The organism is Humibacter sp. RRB41 (genome assembly GCF_022761015.1).
In the GTDB taxonomy this organism is placed as follows: domain Bacteria; phylum Actinomycetota; class Actinomycetes; order Actinomycetales; family Microbacteriaceae; genus Humibacter.
This window is the reverse complement of sequence record NZ_JAKWJQ010000004.1, coordinates 363,255-382,991: the sequence shown is the minus strand read 5'-3', so window position 1 is coordinate 382,991 and position 19,737 is coordinate 363,255. Positions and strand designations below refer to the sequence as shown.

Annotated in this window: 13 protein-coding genes; 11 read left to right on the top strand and 2 right to left on the bottom strand. The window is 66.5% G+C overall.

Translation table 11 applies throughout. The features are described from left to right. Nucleotides 1-2 precede the first annotated feature (2 nt). The 11 genes from helR to MJ603_RS13000 all read left to right on the top strand — a co-directional run bounded on the left by helR (nt 3) and on the right by MJ603_RS13000 (nt 15,894). Entirely contained in the window at nt 3-2,141 is a 2,139-nt protein-coding gene (gene helR, locus MJ603_RS13050; RefSeq protein WP_374230926.1) for an RNA polymerase recycling motor ATPase HelR, read from the top strand. Nucleotides 2,142-2,256: 115 nt separating this feature from the next. Next, nucleotides 2,257-3,870, top strand: coding sequence for a cytochrome b N-terminal domain-containing protein (locus MJ603_RS13045; protein ID WP_243064153.1), 1,614 nt, complete (start codon nt 2,257-2,259; stop codon nt 3,868-3,870). Nucleotides 3,871-3,976: 106 nt separating this feature from the next. Further along, nucleotides 3,977-6,364 carry an excinuclease ABC subunit UvrA gene (locus tag MJ603_RS13040; protein WP_243064152.1) on the top strand — a complete coding sequence of 796 codons (2,388 nt, stop codon included), beginning with the start codon at nt 3,977-3,979 and terminating at the stop codon, nt 6,362-6,364. A gap of 388 nt (nt 6,365-6,752) precedes the next feature. After that, the gene (locus tag MJ603_RS13035; RefSeq protein ID WP_243064151.1) at nt 6,753-8,312 is read left to right on the top strand and encodes an HNH endonuclease signature motif containing protein; all 1,560 of its coding nucleotides are present in this window, start codon (nt 6,753-6,755) and stop codon (nt 8,310-8,312) included. Nucleotides 8,313-8,567: 255 nt separating this feature from the next. Beyond that, nucleotides 8,568-9,515: a cytochrome b/b6 domain-containing protein gene (locus MJ603_RS13030; RefSeq protein ID WP_243064150.1), complete on the top strand. Its 948-nt coding sequence runs from the start codon at nt 8,568-8,570 to the stop codon at nt 9,513-9,515. A 61-nt stretch (nt 9,516-9,576) separates the two neighbouring features. Continuing rightward, complete coding sequence (locus tag MJ603_RS13025) at nt 9,577-11,331, top strand: adenosylhomocysteinase (protein WP_243064149.1); 1,755 nt, start codon at nt 9,577-9,579, stop codon at nt 11,329-11,331. A 5-nt stretch (nt 11,332-11,336) separates the two neighbouring features. Continuing rightward, nucleotides 11,337-12,677, top strand: coding sequence for an amidohydrolase family protein (locus MJ603_RS13020; RefSeq protein ID WP_243064285.1), 1,341 nt, complete (start codon nt 11,337-11,339; stop codon nt 12,675-12,677). A 65-nt stretch (nt 12,678-12,742) separates the two neighbouring features. After that, complete coding sequence (locus MJ603_RS13015; protein WP_243064148.1) at nt 12,743-13,174, top strand: cupin domain-containing protein; 432 nt, start codon at nt 12,743-12,745, stop codon at nt 13,172-13,174. Nucleotides 13,175-13,421: 247 nt separating this feature from the next. Beyond that, nucleotides 13,422-14,210: an ABC transporter substrate-binding protein gene (locus MJ603_RS13010; protein ID WP_243064147.1), complete on the top strand. Its 789-nt coding sequence runs from the start codon at nt 13,422-13,424 to the stop codon at nt 14,208-14,210. Nucleotides 14,211-14,239: 29 nt separating this feature from the next. Next, a complete protein-coding gene (locus tag MJ603_RS13005; protein ID WP_243064146.1) occupies nt 14,240-15,139 on the top strand; it encodes an amino acid ABC transporter permease in 900 nt (299 codons plus the stop codon). Next, nucleotides 15,136-15,894: an amino acid ABC transporter ATP-binding protein gene (locus MJ603_RS13000; protein ID WP_279239290.1), complete on the top strand. Its 759-nt coding sequence runs from the start codon at nt 15,136-15,138 to the stop codon at nt 15,892-15,894. Before MJ603_RS13005 ends, MJ603_RS13000 begins: the two co-directional genes overlap by 4 nt. Before the next feature lie 48 nt (nt 15,895-15,942). On the opposite strand, the gene MJ603_RS12995 is transcribed toward MJ603_RS13000, so the two are convergent. Together MJ603_RS12995 and MJ603_RS12990 are read right to left on the bottom strand one after the other, a co-directional pair. Next, nucleotides 15,943-16,710, bottom strand: a complete 768-nt coding sequence (locus MJ603_RS12995) for an SDR family NAD(P)-dependent oxidoreductase (RefSeq protein WP_243064145.1) — start codon at nt 16,708-16,710, stop codon at nt 15,943-15,945. Nucleotides 16,711-16,715: 5 nt separating this feature from the next. After that, nucleotides 16,716-19,658 carry a UPF0182 family protein gene (locus MJ603_RS12990; protein ID WP_243064144.1) on the bottom strand — a complete coding sequence of 981 codons (2,943 nt, stop codon included), beginning with the start codon at nt 19,656-19,658 and terminating at the stop codon, nt 16,716-16,718. Nucleotides 19,659-19,737: the final 79 nt, after the last annotated feature.

Sequence of the window (19,737 nt, the reverse complement as noted above, 5' to 3'; positions counted from 1 at the left end):
TCGTGACCGACGCGTTCGACCTTCCCGACCGACTCGCGGCGAAAGCCGACCCCGCACTCATCGCCCGCGATCGACGGCACTTCGCCGCCATCGGCGACAGCCTTCGGCAGCAGATCGACGAGCTCACCGAACGACTCGCCGTGCTCCGTCTGCAGGCGGAACGCGGCGGTCAGGAGGCGATGGACCGGGACATCGAGATCCACCGCCTCACCTCGCAGCTACGGCTTCTGGGACGTTTCGGCCTCGATCTGACACTGGGTCGCGTCGTCCGGCAGAGCGACGGGGAGCCCGTCTACATCGGCCGTCTCGGCCTTGCCGACAGCGAGGGACGCCAGCTGCTGATCGACTGGCGCGCGCCGGCCGCCGAGCCCTATTTCGCCGCGACGCACGCGAACCCGATGGGACTCGTCAGTCGCCGCAGATATCGATGGACGCGCGGCCGCATCACCGACTACTGGGACGAGGCGTTCACGGCCCAAGGCCTCGAGAGCCGCGCGGCGCTGGACGACCAATCGGCCTTCATCGCGAGCCTCGGCAGCAGCCGTTCCGCCCGCATGCGCGATGTGCTCAGCACGATCGAGTCGGATCAGGATGCCATCATCCGCGCCGGAGCCCGCGGTGCGCTCGTCGTCGACGGCGGTCCGGGCACCGGCAAGACCGTCGTCGCCCTCTACCGGGCGGCCTACCTCCTCTACTCGCAGCCCCGGCTCACGCACGGAGGGGGCGGGGTGCTCTTCGTCGGCCCGAACCCCGCCTATCTCGCCTACGTCGACGATGTGCTCCCTGGTCTCGGCGAGGAGAGCGTGCAGATCTGCACATTGCGCGGACTCGTTCCGGAGGGCGCTTCGGCGTCGGAGGAACGGAAGCCGGACGTGGCGCGGCTGAAGGCATCCGCTCGCCTTGTGGACGCGATCGACGCCGCTGTCGCGTATTACGAGCAACCGCCGACCGCCGCCGTTCAGATCGAGACGGAGTGGGGTGACCTCGAGGTCGGTGCCGCAGAGTGGGCAGAGGCGTTCGAATCGGCTGAGGCGTCTCTTGCCCACAACGACGCACGCGATCAGGTCTGGGAGGCTCTGCTGGAGATCCTGATCGACCAGATCGACGACGAGGATGCCCCTCCCCACCTGATCCGCAGGGAGCTGGTTCGCAGCGACGAGCTGGCCGGCACCTTCGCTCGGGCGTGGCCGCTGCTAGACCCTGCAGGAGTCGTCGGCGATCTGTGGTCGGTGCCCGCCTACCTGCGGCTGTGCGCGCCCTGGCTGTCGGCCGACGACATCCGCCTGCTGCAGCGTGAGGATGCCCGCGCGTGGACCGTCTCGGACCTGCCCTACCTCGATGCCGCCCGCCAGCGGATCGGCGATCCCGAGGCTGCACAGCGAGCCCGCCGCCGCGAAGCGACGCTCGCTGCCGAGAACGAGGAGCGGGCGCGGGTCATCGACCACCTGATCGAAGACGACGACAGCGAGATGAAGCTGATGTGGATGCTCCGCGAGCAGGACACGCAGAACACGCTCGTCGACGAGGCGGCCCTGCCGCGCGTCGACTCCGACCTCCTCGCCGGCCCGTTCGCCCACGTCATCGTCGACGAGGCTCAGGAGCTCACGGATGCCGAGTGGCGGATGCTGCTGCTGCGCTGCCCGTCCCGCAGCTTCACGATCGTCGGCGATCGGGCGCAGGCTCGGCACGGGTTCACCGAGACGTGGAAGGAGCGCCTCGTGCGGATCGGCCTCACAGACGTGACGATGGCCACGCTGAGCATCAACTACCGCACGCCGGAAGAGGTGATGACCGAGGCCGCACCGGTCATCCGGGCCGTCATCCCCGACGCGAACGTGCCGATCTCCATTCGCAGCACGGGACTCCCGGTGGTGCGCGGCCCGGTCTCCGACCTGGACGCGACACTGGATGCCTGGCTGACGGAACACGACGAGGGCATCGCGTGCGTCATCGGCGATCCCGACTTCGCACCGACGCCGCGCGTGCGGTCGCTCGCACCCGAGTACGTCAAGGGGCTCGAGTTCGACCTCGTGGTGCTCGTGGACCCGCAATCGTTCGGGACAGGGATCGAAGGGGCTGTGGACCGTTACGTGGCGATGACCCGTGCGACCGGGCGACTCGTCGTTCTGACGAGCGACTGAGCGACCGGAGCGCCGCCCGCCGCGCGCCGAACACCTCCGCCCACCGCGCACCCGGCGCGAAATGTCACAAAGACGCCTCCTGTCTTGTCTTCATCAATGAGACAGGAGGCACGTCATGCGTGCAGTTCGCGGTTCCCTCACCGATCGTCTCGCGTCGGCCGCTCGCCGGTCCGGCGCGGGGCGCAGGGCTCTCGCTCTGCGGGATGAGCTGAGACGTCGCAAGGCGCCCGTGCACTGGACCAACCTGTTCGGTGTCGTCGCGCTCGCCTGCGTGATCGTGCTGTTCGTGACCGGATTCGTCCTGATGTTCTTCTACGCGCCTTCGAGCACGCAGGTGACCTATCGCGGCTCCTATCTGCCGTTGCAGGGCGCGACCATGTCGAAGGCGCTCGAGTCCACCGTGAACGTCTCGTTCGACGTGCGCGGCGGCCTGCTGCTTCGTCAGGCGCACCACTGGGCGGCGCTGCTGCTTCCTGCCGCGATCATGCTGCAGCTTCTCGTGATGTTCTTCACCGGGGCGTTCCGTCGGCCGCGACGGTTCTCGTGGGTGCTGCTGTTCGGCATCCTGATCATCGCGCTGCTCGGCGGATGGAGCGGGTACGCGCTGCCCGACGACATGCTGTCGGGCACCGGGCTGCGCATCGTCGAGGGCATCGTGCTGGCGATCCCTGTGGTAGGCACGTGGCTGTCGACCCTGTTGTTCGGTGGACAGTTCCCCGGCGACATCATCGAGCACCTCTACCCGGTTCACGTCGCCCTCGTTCCGGTGCTGCTGATCGTTCTGCTCGCGCTGCGTGCCCGCACCTCCTATCTGAACAAGCCGGCGCAGTTCGCCGGCGAAGGGCGCACCGAACGGGTGATCGTCGGGTTGCCGCTCTGGCCGAACCACGCTGCGCGGTCGGCCGGCACCCTTGCCGTCGTGACGGCGGCACTTGTGATGCTGTCCGCCGTGGTGACGATCGACCCGGTCTGGCTCTACGGGCCGTCCTCGCCGGGAAACGCATCCGCCGGAAGCCAACCCGACTGGTACACCGGGTTCCTCGACGGCGCGCTGCGTCTGGTTCCGCCGGGTTGGGAGTTCGTCTGGCTCGGCCACACGTGGAGTCTCGCGATCCTCGTTCCTCTTTTCGTGGTCGGAGCCTTCCTCGTGGGAGTGCTGGGATATCCGTTCTTCGAGGAATGGGTCACCGGCGATTCCTCCGAGCACCACCTGCTCGTCCGCCCCAGGTACGCGGCGACCAGGACCGCGATCGGAGTCGCCTCGATCGTGTTCTTCGGCGCGCTCTGGGGAGCTGCGAGCGCGGACCTTGTCGCGACCCACTTCCGGCTGGCCGTCGAATCGGTCGTCGCCTTCTACCAGGTGGCCGTGGTGGTCGGGCCGCCCGTCGCCTTCTTCATCGCGCGTCGCGTCTGTCTCGGGCTGCAGAAGCGGGACCAGGGCATCCTCCTGCACGGTTACGAGACGGGGCGCATCGTGCGGATGCCCGGTGGCGAGTACGTCGAGGGGCACCGGCGGGTCGACGACCACGCTCGCCGCAGGCTCCGCACCCCCGCCGTTCAGCAGCCGTACCTGGCGCGGCCGGATGAGCGTGGCCGGCTGCACGCATCCGATCGGGCGCGGGCCGCGATCTCCAGGTTCTTCTTCGAGGATCAGGCTGTGCCGGAAGAGGAGGATGTCACGGGTTCCTCGCCATCGGCGATACCGCCTCGCACCGACGTCCCCCGATAGCCTGGATGCCACCGGCGAGCGCTGGGACGCGCGACGCGGCGAGGTGCGGGCATCCGTGCGCCGTTGTCGCAGCCGTTGCCGTGACCTCAGGCGAGAGGGAGACACGATGAGCACCGTCACCGGAACGCAGCCGGGATCACCGGACGGGCGGGCTGACGCCCACGAGATGATCCGCGTGCATGGTGCGCGGGTGAACAACCTCAAGGACGTCAGCCTCGAGATTCCGAAACGGCGCCTCACGGTGTTCACGGGCGTCTCCGGTTCCGGCAAGAGCTCGCTGGTGTTCGGCACGATCGCCGCCGAGTCGCAGCGACTCATCAACGAGACGTACAGCGCCTTCGTGCAGGGCTTCATGCCCTCCCTGTCGAGGCCCGACGTCGATGTGCTCGAAGGGCTGACCACCGCGATCATCATCGATCAGGAGCGCATGGGGTCGGACGTGCGCTCCACCGTCGGCACGGCGACGGACACGGGTGCCATGCTGCGCATCCTGTTCAGCCGTCTCGGCCGGCCGCAGATCGGATCACCGCAAGCATTCTCGTTCAACGTCGCCTCTGTGAGTGGCGCTGGAGCCGTGACGTTCGAGCGAGCGGGCCAGCGCACGAAAGAGCGGCGGGAGTTCAACGTGCTGGGCGGAATGTGCCCGCGCTGCGAAGGCCGCGGCACGGTGAACGACGTCGACCTCACCCAGCTCTACGACGACAGCAAGTCGTTGAACGAGGGCGCGATCACGATTCCCGGCTACACCATGGACGGTTGGTACGGCCGCATCTTCCGCGGTTCCGGGTTCTTCGATCCCGACAAGCCCATCCGCGACTACACCAAACGCGAGCTGAACGACCTGATCCACAAGGAGGCGACAAGGATCAAGGTCGAAGGCATCAACGTGACCTACGAGGGCCTGATCCCGAAGCTCCAGAAATCCATGCTGTCGAAGGATGTCGATTCGCTGCAGCCGCACATCCGCGCGTTCGTGGAGCGCGCTGCCACGTTCCAGATGTGCCCGGAGTGCGGCGGTACCAGGTTGAGCGAAACCGCCAGGACGTCGAAGATCGACGGAACGAACATCGCACAGGCATCCGCGATGCAGATCAGCGACCTGCTCGAGTGGGTGCGCGCGCTGGAGGAGCCGTCCGTTGCTCCCCTTCTGACCGCCCTGCGCGAGACCCTGTCATCGTTCGTCGAGATCGGGCTCGGCTATCTGAGCCTGGACCGAGCCTCGGGCACCCTCTCCGGAGGGGAGGCACAGCGCGTGAAGATGGTGCGACAGCTCGGCTCGGCGCTCACCGACATAACGTACGTCTTCGACGAGCCGACCGTCGGGCTGCACCCGCACGACATTCGCCGCATGAACGAGCTGCTGCTGCGCCTTCGCGACAAGGGGAACACGGTGCTCGTCGTCGAGCACAAGCCGGAGACCATCGCGATCGCCGACCACGTCGTCGACCTCGGGCCCGGCGCAGGTTCAGGGGGCGGCACAGTCTGCTTCGAGGGCACTGTCGAAGAGCTGCGCGAGGCCGACACCATCACGGGCAGGCACTTGAGCGATCGGGCCAAGCTGAAGGATGCCCTCCGCGAGGCGACCGGAGCCCTCGAGATCCGAGGCGCCGACACCCACAACCTGCGACAGGTGGATGTCGACATCCCGCTCGGCGTGCTCGTGGTCGTCACCGGCGTGGCCGGGTCGGGAAAGAGCTCGCTCATCCAGGGCTCGGTGGCGAAGCGGGACGGGGTCGTCTCGATCGATCAGTCGGCGATCCGGGGCTCACGACGCAGCAACCCGGCCACGTACACCGGATTGCTGGAGCCCATCCGCAAGGCGTTCGCGAAGGCGAACGGCGTGAAGCCTGCTCTGTTCAGCGCGAACTCCGAGGGCGCATGCCCGGCGTGCAACGGCGCAGGCGTCATCTACACGGATCTCGCGATCATGGCCGGCGTCGCCACGGTCTGTGAGGAGTGCGGAGGCAAGCGGTTCCAGGCATCCGTGCTCGAGTACCGCTTCGGCGGGCGCAACATCAGCGAGGTGCTCGCGATCTCCGTTGATGAAGCGCTCGAGTTCTTCGGCGCCGGCGACGCGCACACGCCCGCCGCGCACGCCATCCTCACCAGGCTTTCGGATGTCGGACTCGGCTACCTCACGATCGGTCAGCCGCTCACGACCCTGTCCGGCGGCGAGAGGCAACGCCTCAAGCTCGCCACCCACCTGGCGGAGAAAGGCGGAATCTACGTGCTCGACGAACCGACAGCAGGCCTCCACCTGGCCGACGTCGAGCAGTTGCTGCGACTGCTCGATCGGATCGTCGACTCCGGCAAATCCGTGATCGTCGTCGAACACCACCAAGCGGTGATGGCGCACGCCGACTGGATCATCGATCTCGGACCGGGCGCAGGTCACGACGGCGGGCGCCTCGTCTTCGAGGGAACTCCGGCAGCCCTTGTCGCCGGGAGAGCCACACTGACGGGCGAGCACCTTGCGGAGTACGTCGGCGCGTGAGCGCAGCGTCAGGGCAGCGTCAGTGTCAGGGCGGGCGCAGGTCCCGGCGGGCTCAGGTCCCGGCGGGCGCAAGGTTGCGGGCGCAAGGTTGCGGGCGCAAGGTTGCAGCGAGCGCAAGGTTGCAGCGGACGCAAGGTTGCAGCGGACGCCGGGGCACGGGGCATACGGAGCGCAGATGGTCGACATACGCGTGGCTCCCTCCTGTCGCGGTTGAGCTGTCGCGATTGAAGGCGGTTGACTATGGCATCGATACTGTCTGTATCGAAACTATATTCGATTCTTCTTCACCTCGCACCCATCCAACCCAGCTCTCCGTCCCCAGCTAACGAGGCATTTCAGTTACTCAGATACGATTGTCTCTTCGAATCTCGTGCCGTAAACTGGTCGCATGAGTTTGTACACCACTCGACTGCGGGACGCGGCGGCGCAGGTCTGCACGCGCCTCGGCGATCCGGTGTGCGATCAGCGAAGCGCCAATCCCCCTCCGCTCGACGTGGTCTCGGATTCCTCGGCAGCCTCGATCCTGGACGACGTGCATGGCCTCATCGACTCGGAGCTCGAGTCACTCCTCAGCGACGCGGCATTCCTTCGCCGGATGAGCGACGTCGTCATCAGCGTCGCGGCAGGCGAGGTCGCGAAGCGATCGGAACGGTCACTGAGCCATTCGGGGCTCGCGCAACGCAACGGGCATCGCGGCGCCACACAGCTGGTGCAGTCCCTCACGGGTGAGTCGAAGGGCGAAGCCTCACGTCAGGTGAAGATCGGCGAATTGATGGGAGAGACCGTCGCCGCCGAACGCCTTGTGGAGACTCGTCGTCCCTCGACAGCAGAAGGCGGAACGGATGCTCCTGAGGACCCGCGTGAATCATCATCGCCCGGGCCGTCGGCTGTCCTACCGTGGCAGCACGCCGTGACGACCGCGATTGCCAACGGCACGTGCTCGGCCGAGACCGGTCAGGTGATCATTCGCACGTTGACGCAGGTCACCGACTCGTGTCCCGACCACGAGCGAAGGAACGCGGCTGAGCATCTGGTTGCGATCGCGACGAGCGAGGGCACCACCCTCGACGAAGTCGCGCGCGAGGCACGACGCACCCGTGATCGCATCGATGTCGAAGGAATCGAAGAACGTTTCACGCAGCGATATGAAAAGCGCTCGCTCAAGACGTGGCACGACCGTGACGGCGCGCTCAACGTGCATGCGGTGTGCGACGACGAGTCGGGCGTGTTCGTCACCCAGCTCATCGACCTCGCGATGAGTCCTCGACGAGGCGGACCACGCTTCACCCGTCCAGACGACATCTCCTGGTCGAAAGAAATGACCGCCGACCCGAGAACCGGCGAACAGCTCGCCTTCGACACGGTGATCGACGTGCTCAGAGCCGGGGCGACCTGCGATGACTCCACCGTGTTCCGCACGGATCGCCCCGCCGTTCGCGTCATCACCGTGGTCGATGCTGAATCGTCAGGCTTCGAGAGCCTCGACCATGCCTCGTGCGGCCACCTCGAGGGCGCCGACTCAGCCGTCCCGGCTTCTTTCGTTCGCGCGCGCGAGTGCGAGTGCGGCATGGTCCCGATCACGGTCGACAGAGACGGCCGAGCATTGAACCTCGGCCACTCCCGTCGCCTCTTCAACTCGGCACAGCGAGTAGTGCTCAGGGCGCGCGATGGCGGATGCCTGTGGCCGCGCTGCGATAAGCCCGCGTGGCAAACCGAGGCCCACCACATCAACCCGGTCGCCAAAGGCGGCAGAACCGACGTCGCAGACGGTGTGCTCCTCTGCGCGTTCCACCATCTCAACCTGCACAACTACGGTTGGCGCATCAGCCGAACGGGGACGAACTACTTTCTCCATCCACCGATCGTTGTCGGCAGGCCGATGCCACCGGTCATACCGTTGCGCTCGAAATCGGAAGCCTGGCCGGCGAGACACGCGGCCACCGGCTGACGGCGGATGGCGACGCTCGCCGAAGACCGACCACGCTCGTCCATCGACCGCGCTCGTCCATCGACCGATGGACCCCCACATCTCATATGACGCCGGCGGCAGCGGGACCATCGTCTCTCCCCGCTCGCCTTTCGCCTCTCGCCTCTCCCCGCTCGCCTCTCCCCGCTCGCCTTTCGCCTCTCGCCTTTCGCGTCTCGTCTCGCCTAACGAGCTCTGCACATGTCCGTAGGCCAGCGGTGCGATACCGTGAACGCGATGACAACGCAGGACCCGACGCCCGCGAGACCGACCGGCAGATGGCGTCCGCTTGCCTGGATCATTCCGGCTTCGATCGTGGTCGCTGCCCTGATCGTTCTGCTCGTGCGATGGCTGCTGACGCTTCCGATGTTCGCGGACTTCGTGCACAGCTACCCGGGCACGAGCGAACTGCCGTCATGGGCACCCGTCGGCTTTCCTCTCTGGCTGGCGATCCTCCACTTTCTGAGCGCAACGTTCCTGCTGTTCGTCGTGCTGTCTGGTTGGTCGATACGGCGCACCAGAAAGAGCGGCCACCGACCACGCGAGTTCTGGATCCGAGACAACGATCACCTCGTCAAGACGAAGAACCCGCCGATTCGCGTGACACTCACATCGTGGTGGCATCTGACCGTCGATGCTCTCTGGGTACTGAACGGCCTCGTCTATGTTGTTCTGTTGTTCAGCACCGAACAGTGGGTGCGGATCGTCCCAACGAGATGGGACATCATCCCGAATGCGATCTCGGCAGGCCTGCAATACGTCTCGCTGAACTGGCCGTACGAAGACGGCTGGATGAACTACAACGCGCTGCAGCTCATCACCTACTTCATCACCGTGTTCATCGCCGCGCCCCTTGCAGTGCTCACCGGCATCCGCCTCGCTCCCGGACTCGCCGTGCGCTGGCGCCCACTCGACAAGGCGTTCCCGCTCGGGGTGGCACGCATCATGCACTTCTCCGTGATGATCTGGTTCGTCGCGTTCACGATCGTGCATGTCGGGCTCGTGCTCATCACTGCACCGCTACGCAATCTCAACCACATGTACGGGCTGAGAGACGACACGAGCTGGGTCGGCTTCGGCGTCTTCGTCGTCTCACTCATCGTCGTCGCCGTTGCGTGGATACTCCTGCGCCCACCGCGACTGGATGCCGTCGCCGAACTCACCGGAAGCGTCAAGCGCCGGTGACTCACGAACCCCGAGCGGCCGGATGACACTGGGCATTCCTCGTCTTCCGTAGTCTTGAGCGGTGCCCACCATCACCGCACTCGACGACGCTCGTACGGCGCTGCGCCGGTTCGCACGCGCCACCAACCTGATGCTGTCGGGCCGCACGTTCATCGTGATCGGCGACGACGATTCAGCGGATGCCGTACGAACCGTCATGCTCGCATGCGGCGGCCGCGAATCTTCTGACTCGCCCGACTACGCGTTCGTCACAGCAGTCGCGAGCGAAGGAGAGGGGTCGGCGAGCGCCTCCGAAAGAGCAGTCTCCGCCGGCGCCACCGTGGTCGTCGACCTGAACGGCGCGACAACGCGGGCGCTGACGGAGCGCATGCCAAGGCCTGTGGGACCGGGCACTGCGCCCGCACGACCGGGCTCGGGACATGCACGACACGGCGTGCGTGACGGCATCCTCTCGGTTGAGGAAATCGACCTCGTGCCGTCCTGGCCCGAACTCCCCATGCGTGCCGAACTACCGGACGCCGCAGGACGCCTCGAGTGGGCCGGAGCTCATATGCCGCTCGCGGCATCCTTCGCGGCGGACCTGAAGAACGGCGGCCGGATAGCCGGACGACGAATCGCCGTCTCGATGGTGCTGGAACCGAAGACCGCAGTACTGGCGCTTCTGCTTCGAGACGCCGGAGCCGACGTCGTCGTCTTCGCCCACCGTTACGAAACCGACGACGACGTCGCCGGCGAGCTTCGGTCTCGCGGCATCCCGGTCTTCGCCGACTCGTCAGGCGACAGCGAAAACGATCGCCGACTCGCCTTGCAACTCCTCGACACGGAACCCGAGCTGCTTCTCGACGACGGCGCCCACGTCATTCGTCTCGCGCAGGAACTGCGCCCGCACCTCGCCGAGCAGATGATCGGCGCCGCAGAGGAGACGACGAGCGGCGTGCGCGCCCTGCGCGATCTGGAAGAACACGACGACGACGGACGACGCGGGCTACGGATGCCCGTCGTCGCCGTCAACGACGCCGTCACGAAGACCCGTTTCGACAACCGCTACGGCACAGGTCAGTCGTGCGTGTTCGCCCTCGCCGACGTGCTGGAGGCCGCCGGGTCTCAGCGGCACGGGACGGGTGGCGGGCTCGTCTCATCACTGAGCGGTGCCACCGTGACCGTGATCGGCTTCGGTCCGGTGGGTCAGGGTGTTGCGCAATTCGCGGTCGCGCTCGGCAGCGAGGTGCGGGTGGTCGACACGGATCCGCGCGCGGAGCTCGAAGCCGCATTCACCGGGTATCGCACGGGAACAGCCGACGCTCTGACAGCCGACGCCGACGTGGTCGTCTCCGCGACAGGAGTCGCTCACACGATCTCCCTCGACCTGATGCGATCCGCCGCCGACCGCACGGTGTTCGCCGTCGCGGGCGGTATCGACGACGAGATCGAGACCGCTCGACTGCGCGACGAGACGACGGTCGAGCGCGTCGACGAGCATCTCGAGCGATTCACCTTCGACGAGGGTCACTCCGTGTGGGTCGTCGACGACGGGGGCTGCGTCAACATCACCGCCGGCGAGGGCAATCCGATCGAGATCATGGATCTGTCCTTCGCCGCCCAGCTCCAGGCCGTGAGCACACTGCTCTCCGGCAGCCTCCGTGAACCGGGGCTGTACCCACTACCCGTCGACGCTGATCGGGAAATCGCGCGACGAGCTCTCGCGCTCAACGGCTTCCGCGGCCGAGCCGGCGCAGGCAACCGGGGTGCGGTCGGCCGCGGGGGTGGGGTCGGTGCCGATCGTGGCGCGGGTAACTGCAGCGGAGCGGCATCGTGACTGGCATGGTGACCGGCATCCGAGTGTTCTCCGCGTCGCTCGTGCTGCCCGTGACCGCACCGCCGATCGTCGATGGTGCTGTGGCGGTGCATGACGGACGCATCCTGCACGTCGGAGATCGCGACTGGGTACTCGCGGCTCTTCGCGAACGAGGCGAGGAGTTCTACGAGACGCACGCTGACGGCATCCTGACGCCGGGGCTCGTGAACGCGCACACTCACCTGCAGTACAGCGGCATGGCCGAGGTCGGCCAGGGCCGCTATCACGGCTTCGAGGACTGGGCGCAGTCCTTCGACGCACGGTACGAACAGCGACACGACTGGCGAGCGGATGCGGTCGACGGCGCGGCCCAGCTCCTCGCGTCGGGTGCAACGGCGGTCGCCGACGTGGTGACGGACCTCGAGGCGTCGAGCGTGCTGCACGACACAGGCCTGCACGGCATCGCGTACTGGGAAGTGATGAGCTGGCAGGATGCCGCGTGGCGCGAACGCGGACGCGAGCAGGTGCACGCCGAGCTCGACCGCATCCCGACGACGCCCGGTGCCGGCCTGGCGCCACACGCACCGTACTCGCTCGACACTCTGCCGCTGCACGAGATCCCCGACATCGTGCGGGAGCGTGGGCTGCGACTGCACATCCATCTCGGCGAGTCGCAGTTCGAAGGCGAGCGCGTTCCCACCGACGGCGGTGAGCGCCACGAGAACTGGCGATTCGCCGGCGTGCAAAGCTTCCGTGCGCTGCGCGAACTCGGCTTCGGCACGAGCGCGACCGAGTTCGTCGACCAGCTGGGCGTACTCGGGCCGGATTGCCACATCGCGCACGGCGTGTACGTGACCGAGCAAGACAGACGACTGCTCAGGCTGCGCGGCACGAGCGTCGCGCTCTGTCCGCGGTCGAACGAGGTGATCGGGCTCGAGCCTCCGCCCGTTGCCGACTACCTGCGAGAGGGCAACGACATCGCGGTCGGGACGGACTCGCTCTCGTCAAGCCCGTCGCTCGACCTGATGGCGGATGTCGCCCACCTGCATCGTCTCGCGAGGGCGCAGGGATACCGCGGCGGCGATCTGCACGCCAGGCTGCTGGCAGCCGCGACGCTCGGCGGAGCCCGCGCGATGGGCCTCGACGTCGGTCCACGACGCCTTGGTCAACTCGGCGTCGGCGCCGTCGCCGATCTCGCCTTCTTCGACATCGCGGTGACGTCCGCAGCGGATGCCGTAGCCGAGCTCATCGAAGCCGGTGCCGGCCGCTGCGCCGCGACGTACGTCGACGGCCGCGAGCGCTGGTCGCAGGCCGGCTGGGACGACGAAGAGCACGACGCCGACCGCGACGGCGACGGCGGGATGTGAACGGCGAATCCGACCCCGAATCCCCCGCACGCGATGCCCGAGGCACTTGATGGAAGAGGACACACATGGAACGACCGGCGCGAGCCGAGAGGCTCGATCTGGAGCGGCATCCTGAGGGTGGATGGTTCCGGCGTACGTGGACGTCGCCCCTCACCGTCGACCTGCCGCGTGGACCGCGGGCTGCGGCCTCGCTCATCCACTACCTGCTCGAGGACGGGGACGCCTCCGCGTGGCACGTCGTGCGCTCCGACGAGATCTGGCTCTGGCACGGCCCTGGCAGGCTGACACTGCAATTCGGCGGTGAGGGTGAAGCACCCGAGCTTGGTGCGACGGTCGTGCTGGGAGGAGACATCCCTGCCGGCGAACGTGCGCAGGTGGTCATCCCGGCCGGCAGCTGGCAACGCACGCTGCCATCCGACGGCGAGACGCTCGTGAGCTGCGTCGTCTCCCCCGAGTTCCGCTTCGACGACTGGAAGTTGGATACGGGTCAGAGGTGAAGCGACCGGAACGCGATTCCCCCCTGGTCACGGGGCGTAATCGATTCGCCGGACGACAATCCTTCCACATAGGATCATTCGTGCATCAGAGGGGAGCGCACTCCCGAATGCACGGCCCCGACGCCGTATGCGGCCCACCGTAACCGGACTGCGGGCAGCAGCCAGCTCCTCTCCTTTCGCTTCTCCGAAAGGTCAACTCGTGTCCCGAAGCCCCCGCCGACGTGCGCGCGTCCTCATCGTCGCCGCCGTGAGCGCAGCGCTCTTCGCGCTCAGCGCGTGCAGCTCCACCTCCACCACGACCACGCACGGCCTCGAAACCGTCACGGCCGGAAAGCTCACCATCGCGACAGGCCAGCCGGCCTACTCGCCGTGGGTCATCGACAACAAGCCGCAGACCGGCAAGGGCTTCGAAGCCGCCATCGCCTACGCCGTCGCCAAGCAGCTCGGATTCTCCAAGAGCGAGGTGACATGGGTTCGCACCGGCTTCGATGCAGCCATTGCGCCTGGGCCGAAGGACTTCGACTTCAACCTGCAGCAGTTCAGCATCACCGACAAGCGGAAGAAGGCCGTCGACTTCTCCTCGGCGTACTACACGACGACCCAGGCGATCGTGGCGTTCAAGGACACGCCGGTGGCATCCGCAACCTCGACGGCCGACCTGAAGAAATACAAGATCGGCGTGCCGGCGGGAACCACCAGCTACGACGTTCTGATCAAAGACGTCGGCGGCACCCCCGCCGTCTACAACTCCGAGGATGACGCGGTGCAGGCACTGAAGAGCAAGCAGATCGACGCGATCGCCGTCGACCTGCCTGCAGCGTTCTACATCACCAGCGCTCAGTTGAAGAACGCCACCGTCGTCGGACATTTCTCCGACACTGCCGGCGGCGACGACTACGGCCTGGTGCTGGCGAAGAACTCGCCGGAGACCAAGAAGGTGACGGCCGCCGTCGACGCGCTGCGTGCAGACGGAACGCTCGCGGCGCTGCAGAAGAAGTGGCTGTCCGACACCGTTCACGTGCCGACCTTCAAGTAGACCTCAACGTAAGCGGTACTCTCTCGCCTGTGTCCAGCACCTCCCCCGCACCCGACGCGGCTACCCGAGGCACGAGCGCGTCCGAGCCTCATGCGCTCAGCGCGATCGCACTCGACCGTGCTCGTTTCCGCAAACGGCAGACCACGCGCTCGGTCCTGATCGGGCTCGTGAGCACCGTCGTCTTCGCCGTGATCGTGTGGATCACGGTGGTGAACACGCCGGGCTGGGCGATCGTTCAGCAGTCCTTCTTCGATCCGAAGTCGGCGTGGGAGGCCCTGCCGAGCGTGCTGCTGGGCCTGTGGACGAACATCCAGGTGCTGTTCTTCGCTTCGATCGGTGTGGCGATCTTCGCCACGGCGCTGGCCGCGGTGCGCTCGTTGCGCGGTCCGGTGTGGTTTCCACTGCGATTCCTTGCGACCGCCTACACCGACCTGTTCCGTGGGCTCCCCGTGCTGATCGTGCTCTACCTCGTCGGCTTCGGTATCCCCGGGCTGGGGATCTTCCCCAGAGTCGCTCCTCAGGTCTGGGGCACGATCGCGCTCGTGTTGACGTACTCGTCGTACGTGGCCGAGGTGCTGCGCGCCGGCATGGAGGCGGTGCATCCGTCGCAACGGTTCGCCGCACGATCGCTCGGGCTCAGCCACACGCAGACGCTCCGGTTGATCGTGTTCCCCCAGGGCATCCGCAAGGTGACGCCTGCGCTGATGAACGACTTCGTCTCGATGCAGAAGGATGTCGGCCTCATCTCGGTGCTCGGAGCGGTGGATGCCGTGCGCGCGGCCCAGATCAACGTCGCCGAGACCTACAACTTCACCGCCTACGTGGTGGCCGGCCTGCTGTTCGTGCTGCTGAGCTGGCCGATGATCCGGCTGACGGACTGGTACACGGCCAGGGCGCAACGCCGTGAGCAGATGGGCGGTGTGGTATGAGCGAGGCGACGACTGATGCTCCCGTGCTCAGCATGCGCGGCGTCTACAAGGCATTCGGCGAGAACACGGTGCTGCGCGGCATCGATCTCGACGTGCACAAGCACCAGGTGGTCGTGCTGATCGGCGCGAGCGGCTCAGGCAAGTCGACGCTGCTGAAGACCGCGAACCTTCTCGAGCAGATCGATGACGGACAGATCTTTCTCACCGGAGAAGACATCAGCGACCCGCGCGTCGACGTCGATGAGACGCGTGCACGCATCGGTGTCGTGTTCCAGCAGTTCAACCTGTTTCCGCACCTGAGCGTGCTCGACAACGTCACGATCGCGAACCGGCGCGTGCACAAGATGCCGAAGGATCAGGCGGAGACGATCGCCGTCGAGTTGCTCGGCCGCATCGGCCTCGGCAACAAGACGAAGGACTACCCCGACCGGCTCTCCGGAGGCCAGCAGCAACGCGTCGCCATCGCGCGCGCCATCGCCAGCAACCCGGAGCTGCTGCTGCTCGACGAGATCACCAGCGCCCTCGACCCTCAGCTGGTCGGTGAGGTGCTCGATCTGGTCGCCGAGCTCAAGGCGACGGGATCCACCATCGTGATGGCGACGCACGAGATGTCGTTCGCCCGCCGAGCGGCGGACCTCGTGGTCTTCCTCAAGGGCGGCGTGCTCGTGGAGCAGGGTCCGCCCGAACAGGTCTTCGACGACCCGCAGAACGAGCAGACCCGCGACTTCCTCGCTCGCGTGCACACCGTGGGGTGAGTGCTTCGGGGTGAGCTCATGGCTCGTCGTGCTTTGGCAGACGCGAACTCAGCGCGCCGTCCAGCCCCCGTCGATCGCCAACGTCTGGCCGGTGATCAGCGATGCGGCAGGCGATGCCAGGAACACCGCGGCACCGGAGACCTCTGCAGGCACCCCGATACGGTGCAGCGCCGCGATGCGCTCCACCGTGTCGGCACGGAATTCCGGATCCGACAGCGCGGCCTCGGTACCGTCCGTGGCGATGAACGTCGGCGCCAGCGCGTTCACCCTGATGCCGTAGTCGCCCCACTCGACGGCGTGGCACCGCGTCATGTGCACGACGGCGGCCTTCGCAACGCAGTACGGCGACTCGCCCGGCAACGCGACCAAGCCCGCTTGCGACGCGATGTTCACGATCGCGCCGCCACCGGCATCCCTCATGTGCTTCGCCGCGTGCTGGGAGAGGAAGTACGTCGACCTCGTGTTGAGCTGCCAGACCCGGTCGAAGTCCTCCTCTGTGACGTCGATCGCCTGGCCGAGGATGCCCCCGCCCGCGTTGTTGACCAGCGCATCGAGCCGCCCGAACTCGCGTACCGTCTCGTCGATGGCAGCCCGCGCACCCGCCAGGTCGGTGACGTCCAGCCGCACGGGAAGTGCCCGCCGGCCGAACGACTCGACCTCGGATGCCAGCCCCTCGTCGTCATGCACGTCACGCAGACCGATCGCGACGTCGGCCCCGGCACGGGCGAACTCCAGCGCGATGGCCCGGCCGAGCCCGCGCCGCGCACCCGTCACGAGCACGGTGGTGCCGCTGAGATCGAATGGGGAAGCGGCCATGGCGACTACTTCGAGGAACTCGACCCGGACGAGATCGCCTGCTCGGCTGCGAGGGCGTCGGCGATGTCCTTCTTGAGGCGGGCATCCGCTGTGCCGTACGCCGTCCAGTCACCCGACTTGAGCGCGGCGTCGCGGTCCGCGAGCGCCTGCTTCGCATCGTTCAGCGCGGCCTGCAGCTTCTGGTTCTGAGTCGTGTCGGCCGACGAACCCGATCCCGTCGATGAGCTGCCGGAGCCGGCACTGCTCGAGCCCGATCCTGAGCCGGAGCTCGAGCCCGCTGCTCCGGTGTCGCCTGCCGTCGCTCCCGAGTCGCCGCCGAACAGCACGTCGAGCGCGCCGTCGAGCGTGTCTTCGAATGCGATCTTGTCACCGAACGAGACGAGCACCTTCTGCAACAGCGGATAACTGGTCGACCCGCTCGATTGCACGTAGACCGGTTCGACGTACAACAGCCCGCCGCCGACCGGCAGCGTCAACAGGTTGCCGTTGATCACCTTGGTCGATCCCTGTCTCAACAGGTTCAACGCGGCGGACACACTGGGATCGGAATCGAAGCTGTTTTGGACAGAGCCCGGCCCCGGAATCGTGTCTTGCGACGGTATGCGCAGCAATCTCAAGGTCCCGTAATCGGACGCCTTCGTGCCGGACTTGTCCCCCGCATTCGAGTCGACCGCCAGATATCCCTTGAGGATGCTGCGGTTCGACGCACTCGTGGACTGCGGAATGAACGTCGTATAGAGCGAGAACTGCGGAGACGTCTGTCCCGGCATCTGCATCGTCAGATAGTAGGGAGGCTGTTGGGACGTGGCATCCGCTGTGCTCGGATCATCGGGGACCTGCCACGCGTCGGTGCTCGAGAAGAACGAGCCGGGATCGGTCACGTGGTACCGGGAGAGGATCTCGCGCTGCACCTTGAACAGATCAGCCGGGTAGCGAACGTGGCTCATCAATGCGCCGCTCATGTCGCTGATCGGCTTGACGGTGCTCGGGAAGACCTTCTCCCACGTCTTCAGCACCGGGTCGGAGGCATCCCACGCGTAGAGGGTGACCTTGCCGGTGTACGCATCGACAGTGGCCTTGACCGAGTTGCGGATGTAGTTGATGTCATCCATCGCGTAGCTCGGGGTCGCCGACGTCTGCGAGTCTGCGGTGGCGTCGCTGTACGACACCTCCTGCGAGTACGGGTACTGGTCGCTCGTGGTGTAGCCGTCGATCATCCAGACGATGCGGCCGTTCACCACTGACGGGTAAGGGTCGCTGTCGAGCGTGAGGTACGGAGCGACCTGCTCGACGCGCGATGCCGGGTTGCGGTTGTACAGAATCTGCGAGTTGGAGTTCACGGCGTCGGAGAGCACGATCTGCTCATCCTGGAACTTGATCGCGTAAGCGAGTCTGGTGAAGAGGTTGTCGAGCTTCGGACCGCCGTTGCCGTCGTACGTCGTGTACGTGGCCTGTTGACCGCCGGAGCCGGCCGGGTAGTCGAGTTCGACCGGTTTCGAGCCTGAGGGCGCGCCGACGATGGAGTACTTGGGAGAGCCCTCGCCGAAGTAGACGCGCGGCTGATACGTGCCGAGCTTGCCCGAGGTCGGGATGCCCGACTCCAAGAAGTCCGGCTGCCCGTCCGCATCGCGCTTGTTGCCGTAGGCGGCGACGAGACCGTAGCCGTGCGTGTACACGAAAGTCTCGTTGTACTTGCCGGAGTTGCCCAGTCCCGATTGCTCCAGCTCGCGCACCGCGACGACGGTGTCCTGTTCCTTGCCGTTGATCGTGTAGCGGTCGACGTCGAGGTCGGTGCCGAAGCCGTAATACTGCCGGAACTGCTGCAGCTGCGAGAACGCGCCGGAGACGACCGACGGGTCGAGGATGCGGATGCTCGCGGTGGTGTCGGCATCTTTGCGCAGGGCGCCTTGCTCGGCATCCGTCTTCGCGTCGTACGTGCTGGTCTTCACATCGGAGACATCGTAAGCGTCTCGTGTGGAGTCGATCGAACGTTGTATGTAGCTGGATTCGAGGGTCTTCTCGCTCGGCGCGACGATGAGCTTCTGCACGCCCCAGGGATAGATGGCGCCGACGATGATCGCCGACACGATCAAGAGTGCCGTGCCGACCAGTGGGTAGCGCCACCGACCGATGAAGGCGGTCAGCACGAACAGCAGCGCGACGACCACGGCGATGGCCGCGAGGATGGCGCGGCCGGGGATGGTGGCGTGAACGTCGGTGTACGCCGCGCCGTTCACACGAGCACCGACGGCCGAGTCCGTCACCGATGCGTAGCGGTCGAGCCAGATGCTCACCGCCTGCAGCAGCAGGTAGACCGCGGCGAGCACCGCGATCTGCACGCGCGCCGCGCGCGAGATGCGCACCTCGCGCCCGTTGACGCGCACCGAGCCGTAGAGGTAGCTGGTGGCGATCGTGGCCAGCAGCGAGATGATCGCGACGGCGGACAGGAAGGCGACGATGCTGCGGTAGAACGGCAGCGCGAACATGTAGAACGAGACGTCGAGGTGGAACTGCGGATCGGTCTGCCCGGCCGGAACACCGTTCAGCCACAGCGCTGCGGACTTCCAGTTGCCGGCGGCTGCCGCACCCGCGAAGAGGCCGAACACGATCGGAATGCCGTAGGTCGCGAGCCTGCGCAGCGGCTCGACGACCTGCTGGTAGCGTCCGACACCCGAGTCGAGCTTCGCGTAGACCGGGCGCAGCCGGTAGGCGAGGAAGAGGCACAACCAGAGCGGAACGGCCAGGCCGAGAAAACCGAGACCGAACATCACGCCGCCGGCCAACCACTGAGTGGTGAGCACATTGACGTAGCCGAGCTGCTGGAACCAGAGCACGTCGGTGTACAGGCTCGTGAAAATGAAGAACGCGATGACGAGCACCACGACGATGCCGAGCGTGATCCAGATGGCCGCACGACGACGGGGGCGGCCTACTGCTGCGGATGTCACTGAGAGTCCTCTTCGGGGGCTTCGCGGAGAGTTGCCCTCCGTCAAGAAGGAACTGCCCGCTTCGGGCGCTAGAGATCCA